We start from the raw sequence: 12,487 nt of genomic DNA on the forward strand, positions 1-12,487 counted from the left end.
ACATTTCGTTTCGCGTTATGCTGTTAAGGGTTTGATGACCATTTAGGTGTGATCGCCATGAGCCACCTGTTACCCCCCAACGAAACTGCCCGTTTGGCTGCGCTTAACGAACTGGCCCTCCTGGATACGCCAAACGAGCCCGTTTTCGATCGGATCACGCGATTGGTCACCGTGCTGCTCGGCGTTCCTAAATCTACCATCAGTCTGATCGACACCGATCGTCAGTGGTTCAAGTCTCAAGTGGGCATGGCGGTATCGGAAACACCTAGGGACGTCGCGTTTTGTGCTTACACGGTACTCGAAGATGAGCCGCTAGTGGTCGAAGACGCTCAGCAAGACGCACGCTTCGTGACCAATCCCTACGTGATGACACCTGGCGGCATCCGTTTTTATGCCGGGATACCGCTGCGTAGTTCACAAGGGCTGGTCCTCGGATCGCTATGCGCCATGGACAGCCAGCCACGCAGCTTAAGTGACCAAGAAAAGGCTGCGATGCAAGATTTGGCCGATATCGTGATTGGCGAAATCCACCTGCGCGAACGGCTCATCAACGAGCAGAAGATTCGTGCCGCCACTCAGCAGGCGCTCACGGCGCTGCATCAAAGCCTCGAGCAGCGTATCGAGCAGCGAACCCGCGAACTCAATCTGGTGATCGAGTCGGCATATGATGCCTATTTAAGCGTCGATGAGCAGGGGCGCGTGCTGGATTGGAACCATGCAGCCGAGAACATGTTCGGCTGGCGTCGCAAAGAAGCCCTCACTCGGCCGATTACATCGCTCATGTTTCCCGACGGAATCACCAGTGACGATGTCGCCATGCCGGTGACCGGAGAAGCCCTACGGCGCGATGGCGTTCGCTTGCCGGTCGAGGTGCGACTGAAGCGTTTCGAGGTGAATGGCCGCCCACGCCGCAGCTTGTTCATTCACGACATTACCGAACGCCAGCAGCTAGAGCGCCTACGCGACCAGCAGGCCCGAGAAGACGTGCTCACCCGTTTGCCCAACCGCCGCGCCCTAGATGAGCGTTTGCCGGAGGCAATGGCACGGGTACGCCGTACGCTCGCACCGCTGGCCGTGCTGTTTCTAGACCTCGATGGGTTCAAACGCATTAACGATCAGCACGGCCATGCCATGGGGGACGAGCTGCTGCGCGACATCGCGAGCCGTCTCCAGCGAACCGTCCGCGAGACGGATTTCGTTGCCCGATGGGCGGGAGATGAGTTCGTCGTGCTGCTCGAGGGGGTGACCAGTGACGCACCGGAGCCGCTGGCCCATAAGCTGATCGAGGTGATCGAGGAGCCGCTCAGCGCAGGTGGCGTGACCCTGCAAGTAAGTACCAGCATTGGTGTGGCGCTGTTCGTCCACGACGCGGCGGAGACACCTCAGGAGTTATTGAAGCGCGCCGATGAGGCCATGTACAACGCCAAACGCGCAGGCAAAGCGCGTATCGCGCTGGCACGTCCGGCGGATACGTCTGCCCCCTATTAACGAACCCAAGGACGAGTATGATTCGTTGTCTATTGACCACCCCAGAGGGCGACGTGCGCGAGGGCGACATTCGCCTGATGGACGAGTGGATGCGCATGCCCACAGCACACTTGTGGGTCGACATGAAAGGAGAGAGCGAAGCGCAGGAGCGTGAGATACTGGAGCGCTTCGAGTGTCACCCGATGGCCATACAAGACGCCCACAAAGAGCGCCATCCGCCGAAAATCGAAGAGTTCGACAATCACACGCTGATCATCTATCGCGGCATTTCCTCGTTCGATGCCCAACTAAACTTCGTACCTCAGCAGATCTGTTTCTTCGTCGGCGAACGCTTTTTGGTGACCTTGCACCCCGGTGAAGCGATGAGTATCGAACGCTTACTCAATGAGCACGGCAAAACGCTATTGGCCCAGTCACCCGAGCAGGTGGCACTGAGAGTGATGTACACCTCGGCGGGCTTTTATATCGATAGCTTGCTGGAATTCGAAACGGAGCTCAGTGATCTCGAGGACGAGCTGCTAGACAATGGTAACGACGTGTTGATGCGTAAAATCACCACGTATCGCTCGCGTCTGGTCAAAATGCGCCGGATCTTCAGCTATCACAAAGGCATCACCCAAGAGCTGACGGCGTACGACTACGCGCACTTGCCGCGAGGCGAAAGCGAAACGCTGCATGCCATAACCGATGTCGAAGAACGTTTCGAGCGACTCTACACCCTAACGCAAATGTACTACGACATTTGTGGCGATCTCGTCGACGGCTATATCTCCATTTCATCACACCAGTTGAACATCACCATGCGGGTGTTGACGGTGATTACCGCTATTTTCGTCCCGCTAACCTTTATCGCCGGTATTTACGGCATGAACTTCGAGTACATGCCAGAACTGAGCTATCAGTACGGCTACTTTTTCGTTTGGGGGGCCATGCTAGGGATTGGTGGGGTGCTCATTTGGCTGTTCAAACGGAAACGCTGGTTTTAACCCCCTTGTCGAACCGCCAATTGCCGCAGACGACTGGCCAACAGTAAGAGCCCCAGCGCAATCAGTAGCCAAAGCGTGGCCAACAATATAGGAAACGCCCCCGCACCCGCCAAATCCAGCAGCGGGCCGGTCAGTGACGGAATGACCAGCGCCCCGCTGCCCGCGGCGGTAAAGATGGCGCCGGTGGTGCGCCCGCGCATGACGATCGACTGGTTGCACAGTGCAAACAGCGTAGGGAAAAACGCCGAGGCGGAGAGGCCAAACAGCAGCGCGCCAGCGCTTGGCGGCAGCGCGTTGAGGTGCAGACCTGCCGCTGCGCTCAGCCCCAGCGCTAGGCAGCCAGCGAGCACCTGCCAAGGTGAGCAAACGCGTAGTAGCGGGATGGCGAGCAGGCGTCCCGCCGAGAGCGCCAGCCAGAACAGCGTTGCCAGCAACGCCGCCTGCTCGGTGGTTAATCCAGAGAGCGTACCGTATGCGGTGACCCAGCCGGCGAACGTAATTTCGATGCCCACATAAAGAGAAAACAGTAGCATGAATAGCCCCAGCAAGAGCGGGTCGCGGTGTTTGAGCGTAGCCAAGGACGCGGGATTAGGGTCAACGGTGGGCATGGACGGGCTGACGAAGCGCGACAGCGGCCACAGCATGGCAGCCACGCTGGCCGCGACGATCCAAAACGTGAGGTGAAACTGTCCGGTGAGGGATAGCGCAGCAATCATGATCAGCGGCGTGAGCATGTTGCCGAAACTGAAGCAGAAGTGCAGCGCGCTTACATTGGGGCCCGCTGCGTCTCGGTGCAGCCACAAAAGCAGCGTGTTCCCGCCCGCGTTGAGCGATACCTCCGCAAATCCCAGCAGCATGAACAGCAGCGTCAACAGCAGCAGAAGCGGGCTAAGCGGGGCCAGCGCCAGTCCGGCTACCGCCAGCACGCCCATCATCACCAACACGCGGTGGCCGTTGAAGCGATCCATGAGCAGCCCGGTGACCATGGCGCCGCTCATGTTGCCAACGGCACGTGCAGTGAACAGCACGGCGATTTGGCTCATGGAGGCACCGCTGGCCTCGGCCAAATGGGGCAGTGCTGGGCCAAGCAGTCCGCCGGTCATCCCAATGGCAATGAACAGGCCAAAGTAGGTCCAGGTGAGACGGCGATGGTACGTCGAGGTGAAGTGAAGCATACCGATCCTTGGCAGGGGCAGAAGCACGGTCGACCCGTAGCTTGACGGGTTTTGCTTACTCTCACTATTGGCGAAAAGTTGACGACCCGCCAGGCGGCTGACTGGGGGAGTGAGGCTTAAGGGCACTATGTGCTCTACTCATCCATCGTGATCGAGGGCATGCTGTCCTTCGTTCGCCCCCTTGAACCTCGCCCGGCGTTTGTTATCGTCGCGACATATGCACTCAACAAGGAACCACCCATGGCCCACACGGATAACAGCGCAACGATTCCGGCCACGATGTCGGCGATGCTCTTGACCGGTCACGGTGATGTCGACGCTCTGCAATACCGTCAGGACGTTCCCACGCCAACGCCCGGCCCTGGACAGGTGCTGGTGCAAGTCACGGCGACGGCGAAAAACAACACCGACCGCAAAGCGCGCGAAGGCTTATACCCCACCAAAGGCAAAGAGGACGTGACCTCGTTTGCCATGGGTGGGTCGCCGACCCTGACGTTTCCGCGTATTCAAGGCGCTGACGTGGCAGGTCGGGTCGTTTCTGTCGGCGAGGGGGTCGATCCCCGGCGTATCGGGGAGCGCGGGCTGCTGGATTTCAATTTGTATGCCGACGAGCGTCGTGACATTAACCTGACGCCGGACTACTACGGACACGGCGCAGACGGCGGCTACGCCGAGTACGTGGCAGTGCCTGCCGACCAGTTTCACCATGTCCCCAACCCTGAGCTACACGATGCCGAGCTTGCGGCCATGGGCATGTGCTCGTATCAAACGGCCTACCACATGATGACGGAGGCCAATGTCCAGACGGGCGAGCGTATCCTCGTCAGCGGCGCCAGCGGCGGGGTGGGCACGGCGTTGATCCAGCTGTGCCGTATCGTCGGCGCGATTCCCTACGCCGTTAGCCAGCTCGATAAAGCCGATGCACTGCGCGCGCTGGGCGCAGAAGCCGTCATCGATCGGGGCGACCTGCCCACCTTCGTCGAGCGTGTGCTGGCCGCCACCGAGGGCCATGCCATCGATGCCGTCATGGATCTCGTCGGTGGCGAGATGACCGATCCGTTCATCGACACCATGATCGGCGACATGCAGCGCCGCACCACCTACCCCCGGCTCTCCATTGCCGGTGCCAGCGGCGGTAACCTCAGCGAGATCATGTGGACCCGCATCTATCTCTATCAGGTGCAGATAGTCGGCGTGTCCCACGGTACTCGGGAAGAAGCAGAGCAGTTGATAGCGTGGATACGCAGCGGTGAGTTAAAACCGGTGCTGCATGGCGCGTTCAAACTCTCTGACTTGCATCAGGCCGAGCGCTACTTCGTGAACCGAGGCAGCAACTACCTGGGGAAAATCGTCATCGTTCCCGATGCCCAGTGGGACACCCACGGTGCCCCATTTGCCATAACCTCTGCCTAGGAGCCGGGTGAGTGAAAAACCTGCATACGATTCGATTGTTGGACACCCATGCCGGGGGAGATGTCAGCCGCATCGTCACGGGCGGCATCGATGCATTGCCCGGTGCGACGGTGCGTCAACAGATGGAGTACCTGCGCGACGACGCCGACGGGTTGCGCCGTTTGTTGTTAGAAGAGCCCTACGGCATTCCCGAAATGTCGGTGGATCTCTTGGTGCCTGCCACCGACCCGGAAGCCGTGGCCGGATACATCATCATGGAAGTGATGGGCTACCCGATCTATTCCGGCTCGAACACGCTGTGCACGGCCACGGCCGTTCTGGAAACCGGCATCGTGCCCAAGCAGGAGGGAATTCAACGCTTCAAGTTAGAGGCCCCGGCAGGGCTGGTTCAAATCGAGGCCCGAGTGCACAACGGCGTGGTGGAGTACGTGACCTGCGAAGGCCTGCCGAGCTATATCGATACCTATCGCGACACCATTCAAGTGCCAGGGATTGGGGAAGTCACCTACTCCGTCGCCTATAGTGGCGGTTTTTACGCCTTGGTCGATGCCGAGGCGTTGGGCTTCAAGCTGGTGCGTGATGAAGAGCAGGCGCTGGCGGCTTGTGCGTACAAAATCGTGGAGGCCATCAAGGCGCAACGCGGTTTCTCCCACTACACCCTAGGCGACGTGGGTCCGCTGCCTTTTCTGCACTTCATGGGGCCCGAAGAGCCGATCGCCGAAGGTTATATCCGCTCGCGGTCGACCACCTACGTGCACCCCGGCGTCATTTGCCGGAGTACCACGGGCACCGGCACGTCGGCAAGGCTAGCGCTAATGAATTACGAGGGGCGGTTGAGCCTCGGCGATAAGCTGGAAACCGTATCGCTTAGGGAAACCGGCTTCATTGGCACGTTTACCGGCACGCATCAAGAAGGGGCTTATCAAGTGGTGGAAAACACCATTACGGGACGCAGCTACGTGCTGGCGGAGTCGAGTATCGTGATCAACTGCGACGACCCGATGGTCGCCTGTGGCGAGTTGCATCATATCCTGAGTGATCGCCATCACGAAGAGACGTAGCCCTCCTGTTCGATTCGTTCCCACACCGGGGCCTTCTCGGCCTCGGTCATGCTTCCCCAGCAGGCAATTTCATCCAACGTGCGCCCGCATCCCTGGCACGTTTGGGTGTTCGGCTCGATCTGGCATACGTGAATACAGGGCGATAGCGGGCGAGGTGTCGATGGCATCGAGTTCACTGTGTCAAGTAGTAGAAAGGGGAAAGCGATCAGCGCTCACTGGCTGGCACTTTACCACGTAGCGACTTGAGCTTGCCTTTCCGGGTTTTGTGGTCCACTCGGCGGCGCTGAGAGGCTTTCGTAGGTTTCGTAGGACGGCGCGTTTTGGGCTGTTTGGCCACGCTCTTGATCAGCGCCTCGAGGCGGTTCAAGGCGTCCTCTTTATTCAGCTCGAGCGTGCGGTAGCTCTGAGCTTTGATGATCACTACCCCCTCTTTACTGATACGCTGGTCCGACAGGGCCATTAGTCGCTCTTTGTAGACCGGCGGCAGCGTCGAACGCTGAATGTCGAAACGTAAATGCACCGCAGACGCGACTTTATTGACATTCTGACCGCCTGCCCCCTGTGCGCGAATTTGGCTAATGTCGATTTCCCAGTCGGCCAAGCTAACGCTATTGGTAATAGTGAGCATTCCGTTCCCGGATCGTTGTATGAGTCTGTAGGCTAACATACTTGACAGAGGGTAGGCGCCAGCGGCCTATTAAGGGCACCGTTCTTGCCACGCCATCAGGAGAGTCCATGAATACTCTATTGACCGAGTCGCCGCTCAGTGCAGGTAGTCTCTACCGGCTGCTATCGGGCTGCGTTTGCCCACGACCGATTGCCTGGGTGGCTACTCAGGACAAGCAGGGGAACGCCAACCTAGCGCCATTCTCGTTTTTCAACGTGGCCAGCATCGACCCACCCATTTTAGCGTTTTCGCCGCTGTTAGATGGCAGCGCCCAACCCAAAGACACGTTGCGAAATTTGGCAGAAGTCCAAGAGTGCGTGGTACATGTCGGCACCGAAGGGTTGGTCGATGCGCTCAATACCACGAGCGCCAGCTTGCCAAGACACGAAGACGAGTTCACGTTGGCAGGGCTGGAAAAGGCCACCATGCCGGGGGTGAGCGTGCCACGCATCGCAGCGGCCCCGGTGGCATTTGGCTGTACACTGTTGGAAGTGAAGCGTTTTGGCGATCGGCCGCTAGCGGGTAGCCTAGTGTTGGCGCAAATCGTGTCGATTCATATCGACGATACGCTGTGGGACGGTCGTCACGTAAACATGGCCGCGCTTCAACCGGTCGGCCGCTTGGCAGGGAGTGACTACGTGCGCATCACTGACCGCTTCGCCATCGAGCGGCCTGCTTAATTAACGCTACGTTTTATTACACTCTGTTTAAAGCTCGCCAAGCTTAAGTCGTATACTCTTCCGCCGATATTAGAAACAAGCATCGCGATGTGGGAGAGAACCAATGCGTCGAATCACAACATGGCTAATGGCGGCGGGGCTTTTGGCTGCTCCGCTGGCTCATGCCGCACTCGAAGTCGGCATGGTGGCGCCCGCAAGCGGCGGTGCTGCTCCTCTGGGCATTGGTATGCAGCAGGGCATCGACACCTACTTTGCCAAGCTCAACGACGAAGGTGGGATCAATGGTCAAACGATCAGCCTCACGACGTTCGATGATCAATACTCGCCGCTGCAGGCAGCCAAGTACACCCGCGAGCTAGTGGGTAACGATCGCCTGCTTGCCGCGATTGGCAATGTAGGAACGCCTACGGCAGCGGTCACTATCCCGATCTATAATCAGCAAAAGACGCTGCTATTTGGGGCATTCACCGGGGCGGGGATTCTGCGCCGCTCACCGCCCGATCGTTATGTCATCAACTACCGTGCCAGCTACGTTCAAGAAACGGCAGCAATGATCGATGGCCTTCTTGCGGCTGGTATAGAGCCCGAAGAGATCGCATTTTTTACCCAAAACGACAGTTTTGGCGACGCGGGCTATAACGGTGCAATTCGCGCGCTCAATGCCCAAGGCGTCTTGAATACCTCCCAACTGGTTCATGGTCGTTTCACCCGCGGAACGCGTAACGTTCATCAAGGGCTTGCCAGTATTCTTCAGGCACCGGTCACACCCAAGGCAGTGATCATCGTCGGCACCTTTGGCCCGGCCGCTGACTTCATTCGTGAAGCGCGACAAGACCTGCCCGATGCGCTGTTTCTAAATGTCTCATTCGTCGGTAGCCAGGCGCTGCTAGAGGTGCTTGGCCCGCAGGCGGAGGGGGTCATCGTGACGCAAGTGGTACCGCCGTTGGATGCCGATCTGCCGGCCGTCGAAGAGTATCGTCAGGCGTTGGCAGAGTACGCCCCCGATGCCACCCCCGACTTTATTTCCCTGGAAGGCTACCTAGCCGCCAAGCTGTTTGCCGAAGGCCTCAAGGCGGCGGGTAATAACCCCGATCGTGAAGCGGTGGTCAACGGGCTTTTGAGCCTGGGCAGTATCGATATCGGCGTTGGCGAACCGCTCACATTGGGCCCTAACGACCATCAAGCCAGCGATGCCGTCTGGCCTACCATTATCCGAAATGGCCAGTTCGAACCGGTGGATTGGAACAGCCTAGCCCGCTAGCCGTGGCTCTCTATTCCGTTTGCAATCTCTGACACAGCGAATACCCCTGATGAAAAAAACCATAAGTATCCGCGCGATGCTCATTAGCCTCTTTGTCGCCGCCGTGCTGGGCAGCATCGTGTTGGCCGGCACTGGGTGGATGACCAACCAGCGGCTGATCAACGTTCAGCACTTCGTGGCCGATGAGGTGCTGCCGCTGCAAGATGCGAGCCGCAGCATGGTATTGACCATGGGTGCCTTTGGCCAGCGACATGCCGATCTACTCGCCGCTGGTAATCTCCAAGCGTTGGAAGAGGTCACGCCGCGCAGTGAGTTGGCAGCACGCTATAGCCAAGCCCGCACGGGGCTTGCGCGTATCGAGCAGACCAATGCCGCAACGCAGCTCGCTGCACTGGATAGCCAGTACCAAGAGCTAATGGCTGGCGACGAGGCGTTGGAAAACGTGCGGCGCGATGCGCTGAGCCTGCAGGCCCAAATGGCCGAGCAGATTGCTCAAATGCAGGCGGCCATCACTAACGTCATGCGCAGTGCCGAAGACATCGCCGGACGTACCGCTTTGGCTCAGGTGCGCGAAGAGCGTCGGCAGCGCGAACTCATGGAAGCATGGCGGGAAGAGGGCACCACCACGCTGCCGACTCAACTGTTGGATAGCATGTTCTCTGCTCGTGTCGATATCGGTCGTCTGAGCGGCAACGCCCGTATGGCCGTTGCCACGCTGTCCGATCTGGGGCGACAAATGATGCAGGTGGATAGCATCGATGCGTTGGTCAATCTGCGTAGCAACGAAATTTCCCAACAGGTGGCGCTGGCACGACAGTCTTTGGCGGCCATTGCCGAGGCCCCCAGCACGACCGTCGAGCAGCGCGTGCTCATTGGCGAACTCGATGAGGTCATCGTCGAGCTGAACGGGTTGATGGTGGAAGATGCCGATTCGGTCTACGCGCTGCGCCAGCAGCAACTGGATCTGGGTGCTCAAGTGCAAGCGGCGTTGGCGAACGTGGCGGCGGCAACACGTGAGATGCGCTCAGCGCTAGGCGACATCGAAGCCTACACCGTCGCCCAGGCGGCGAGCGCCAGTGAAGAGGCCGAGACGTTGGCGAATGCGGGCCGTACGCTGCTGGTGTTGGTTACCTTGGGCGTGATCGTCGTACTGGCCATCTTTGGCTGGCGCACATTGGTACGCGTACTGGGGCCGCTGGTGGCCATGCGTCGTCAGATGGAGAGCATCAGCGGTGCCGCCGGTGAAAATGCCGACCTTTCCATGCGGCTGGCGCTGCAGCGTAATGACGAAGTCGGTCAAGCTGCCCAAGCGTTCAACCGTATGATGGACACCTTCGAAGGCATGGTGTCTCAGATCCGTGAAAGCGCCGAGGCGATTGCCGCAAGCAGCCGCCAGATCGCCTCCGGGAATGAAAACCTCTCTCAGCGTACTGACCAACAGGCGGCATCGCTGGCAGAGACGGCTTCCAGCCTCGAGCAGATTACCGCCACCGTCAAGCAGACCGCCGACTATGCCGATCAGGCCAAGGGCGCGAGCAACAGCGTGGATGACCGCGCGCGCTCGGCGGGTGATGTCGCCAAACGCACGACGGCGGCCATGAGTGACATTCGTCAAGCGAGTGAAAAAATCACCTCCATCATCAAAGCCATCGACGATATTGCCTTCCAGACTAACTTGCTGGCACTGAACGCCTCGGTGGAAGCAGCCCGAGCGGGTGAACAAGGACGAGGCTTTGCCGTGGTCGCTCAAGAAGTGCGTAAGCTGGCAGGGCGCAGTGCAGAAGAGGCCGCGCAAATTCGCCACTTGGTAGACGACAGCGTACAAAAAGTAAGCGAAGGCGAGCAGTTAGTAAACGCATCGAGCCATCATTTGCAGGATATTGTCGATAGCCTCTCCGAGGTAACTCGTTACGTCACGGAGATTGCAGACGCGACGAAAGAGCAGTCGGCCGGTATCGATCAGATCAACCAGGCCATTTCACAGTTGGATCAAGTAACGCATCAAAACGCACGCTTGGTGCAAGAGGCCTCCAGCGCTAGCCATACGTTGGATGAACGCGCAGGCGATATGCATACCTTGGTAAGCCGGTTTCACGTTAGTCATGGCGTTGGCCAACCGGCCGCGCTGCCAAGCCAGCCCGAGCACCATAGCCTGACTTAGCCCCGGGGTGGGGCGTTCGGTCTTGTCGCGGGCACCGGAAGGTGCCCGCCGTGTTTGTATTGACGGTTGAACTTTGGACGCACCGCCTACACTGATACAGGGGACACGATAGACAAGGAGGCAAAATGACGACCTTAGTGATTGGTGCCAATGGTCAGATCGGTAAACAGTTCTGTGCATTAGCCAAAGAGGCAGGCACGCCCATCAAAGCCATGATTCGTAACGAAGAGCAGGCCACTTGGTTCCAAGAACGGGGAATTCGTACCGTCGTGGGCGATTTAGAAGGCGAGATGGAGCACGCCTTCGAAGGATGCGATCAAGTCGTCTTTACCGCCGGTTCTGGTCCACACACAGGCCCTGACAAAACGCTATTGATCGATCTATTTGGCGCGATTCGTGCGGCCGATATTGCCAGCCAGAAGGGGCTCTCGCGCTATATCATGGTCAGCGCCATGCGGGCAGAAAAGCCGCTGGAGGCGCCTGAAAAAATGCGCCCCTATATGGCGGCCAAGTTCGCCGCCGATGCCCACCTGCGCCACAGTGACGTTTCCCATGTCATCGTCAAGCCTGGCCGTCTTACCGACGAAGCGCCGACCCTCAAGTTCGCTAGCAGCGTGGACGAAGCGGGCGATAACCAAATTTCCCGGGCCAACGTGGCCTATGCACTGCTGCGCGTGGTGCAAACCCCTGGTCTCGTCAATCGAGACATCACGTTGTTGGACGGCAAGCGCCCCGTCGACGCGCTTCTGTAACCCCGACCTGTCGTGCCAAGCCCGCTCACTCGTAGCGGGCTTTTTTTGCGCTCTTTTTTGCGTTGGGGCGAGCCGTACGTATCGCTGACGCGCTGTAGTAATGGCGTACTACCCCCGTTCTCTGGCGGCTTGCTACTCTGCCACCACACGCCTACGGCGTGCTCCACCGACGACAATCACAAGGAGAACGGAGATGAGCAGCAAGCGTATTCTAATGATCACCGGTGATTTTACCGAAGATTACGAAACCATGGTGCCCTTCCAAGCGCTGATGGCGGTAGGTCACCGTGTCGATGCGGTTTGCCCCGGCAAAGCCTCGGGAGATACCGTGGCCACCGCCATTCACGATTTCGAAGGCGACCAGACGTACACCGAGAAGCCGGGCCACCGCTTTGCGCTGAATGCGGATTTCGCCAGCGTCGACCCTGCCGATTACGACGCCCTGGTGGTGCCCGGTGGCCGAGCGCCAGAGTACCTGCGGCTGAACCAAGAAGTGTTAGCGATGGTGACGCACTTCTTCGATGCCCAGAAACCGGTGGCGGCGATTTGTCATGGCGCCCAACTGCTGGCCGCGGCCAAGGTGCTGGAGGGAAAACGGTGCTCGGCGTACCCTGCTTGTCAACCTGAGGTCGAGTTGGCAGGCGGGCAGTTCGCGGACATAGAGGTCACCGACGCGGTGACCGATGGCAACCTGGTCACCGCACCCGCATGGCCTGCCCATCCTGCTTGGCTGGCGCAGTTCATGGCGTTACTCGATCAGTAGCGGCGATCGGCAACAGGTGCGCGCCTGCGCTGGGCGCGCGCTTGCTCGGCGGCTATGCTGAATGAGACGAAGAGGGGAGA

12 protein-coding genes are annotated in these 12,487 nt (G+C 59.0%); 9 read left to right on the forward strand and 3 right to left on the reverse strand.

All coding sequences use genetic code 11. The annotated features are described in order from the left end of the window. Positions 1–57: 57 nt before the first annotated feature. Both FHJ80_RS08905 and FHJ80_RS08910 read left to right on the forward strand, forming a co-directional pair. Complete coding sequence (locus FHJ80_RS08905; RefSeq protein ID WP_139526659.1) at positions 58–1,488, forward strand: diguanylate cyclase domain-containing protein; 1,431 nt, start codon at positions 58–60, stop codon at positions 1,486–1,488. A gap of 17 nt (positions 1,489–1,505) precedes the next feature. Further along, a complete protein-coding gene (locus FHJ80_RS08910; protein ID WP_044628402.1) occupies positions 1,506–2,474 on the forward strand; it encodes a magnesium transporter CorA family protein in 969 nt (322 codons plus the stop codon). On the opposite strand, the gene FHJ80_RS08915 is transcribed toward FHJ80_RS08910, so the two are convergent. Then, a complete protein-coding gene (locus tag FHJ80_RS08915) occupies positions 2,471–3,649 on the reverse strand; it encodes a sugar MFS transporter (protein WP_139526660.1) in 1,179 nt (392 codons plus the stop codon). The genes FHJ80_RS08910 and FHJ80_RS08915 overlap by 4 nt on opposite strands. Before the next feature lie 240 nt (positions 3,650–3,889). On the opposite strand from FHJ80_RS08915, the gene FHJ80_RS08920 reads away from it, so the two are divergent. Next, positions 3,890–5,062 carry a zinc-binding dehydrogenase gene (locus FHJ80_RS08920; protein ID WP_139526662.1) on the forward strand — a complete coding sequence of 391 codons (1,173 nt, stop codon included), beginning with the start codon at positions 3,890–3,892 and terminating at the stop codon, positions 5,060–5,062. Between the two features lie 11 nt (positions 5,063–5,073). After that, entirely contained in the window at positions 5,074–6,123 is a 1,050-nt protein-coding gene (locus FHJ80_RS08925) for a proline racemase family protein (protein WP_139526665.1), read from the forward strand. Here FHJ80_RS08925 and FHJ80_RS08930 read toward each other — a convergent pair. Both FHJ80_RS08930 and arfB read right to left on the reverse strand, forming a co-directional pair. Continuing rightward, entirely contained in the window at positions 6,108–6,290 is a 183-nt protein-coding gene (locus FHJ80_RS08930) for a DUF1289 domain-containing protein (RefSeq protein ID WP_044628406.1), read from the reverse strand. The genes FHJ80_RS08925 and FHJ80_RS08930 overlap by 16 nt on opposite strands. A 38-nt stretch (positions 6,291–6,328) precedes the next feature. After that, positions 6,329–6,751: an alternative ribosome rescue aminoacyl-tRNA hydrolase ArfB gene (arfB, locus tag FHJ80_RS08935; protein WP_044628407.1), complete on the reverse strand. Its 423-nt coding sequence runs from the start codon at positions 6,749–6,751 to the stop codon at positions 6,329–6,331. Positions 6,752–6,858: 107 nt separating this feature from the next. Between arfB and FHJ80_RS08940 the strand changes: the two genes are divergently transcribed. From FHJ80_RS08940 to FHJ80_RS08960, 5 genes are all read left to right on the forward strand, one after another. Next, positions 6,859–7,470 carry a flavin reductase family protein gene (locus tag FHJ80_RS08940; RefSeq protein ID WP_139526667.1) on the forward strand — a complete coding sequence of 204 codons (612 nt, stop codon included), beginning with the start codon at positions 6,859–6,861 and terminating at the stop codon, positions 7,468–7,470. A 103-nt stretch (positions 7,471–7,573) separates the two neighbouring features. Then, a complete protein-coding gene (locus FHJ80_RS08945) occupies positions 7,574–8,731 on the forward strand; it encodes an ABC transporter substrate-binding protein (RefSeq protein ID WP_139526668.1) in 1,158 nt (385 codons plus the stop codon). A gap of 49 nt (positions 8,732–8,780) precedes the next feature. Next, positions 8,781–10,892, forward strand: a complete 2,112-nt coding sequence (locus FHJ80_RS08950; protein ID WP_139526670.1) for a methyl-accepting chemotaxis protein — start codon at positions 8,781–8,783, stop codon at positions 10,890–10,892. Between the two features lie 125 nt (positions 10,893–11,017). Next, positions 11,018–11,644, forward strand: a complete 627-nt coding sequence (locus tag FHJ80_RS08955) for an SDR family oxidoreductase (RefSeq protein WP_139526671.1) — start codon at positions 11,018–11,020, stop codon at positions 11,642–11,644. 193 nt (positions 11,645–11,837) lie between these two features. Further along, positions 11,838–12,407, forward strand: coding sequence for a DJ-1/PfpI family protein (locus FHJ80_RS08960; protein WP_044628412.1), 570 nt, complete (start codon positions 11,838–11,840; stop codon positions 12,405–12,407). Positions 12,408–12,487 lie beyond the last annotated feature (80 nt).

The organism is Halomonas sp. BL6 (assembly GCF_006228115.1).
Classification (GTDB): Bacteria; Pseudomonadota; Gammaproteobacteria; order Pseudomonadales; family Halomonadaceae; genus Vreelandella; species Vreelandella piezotolerans.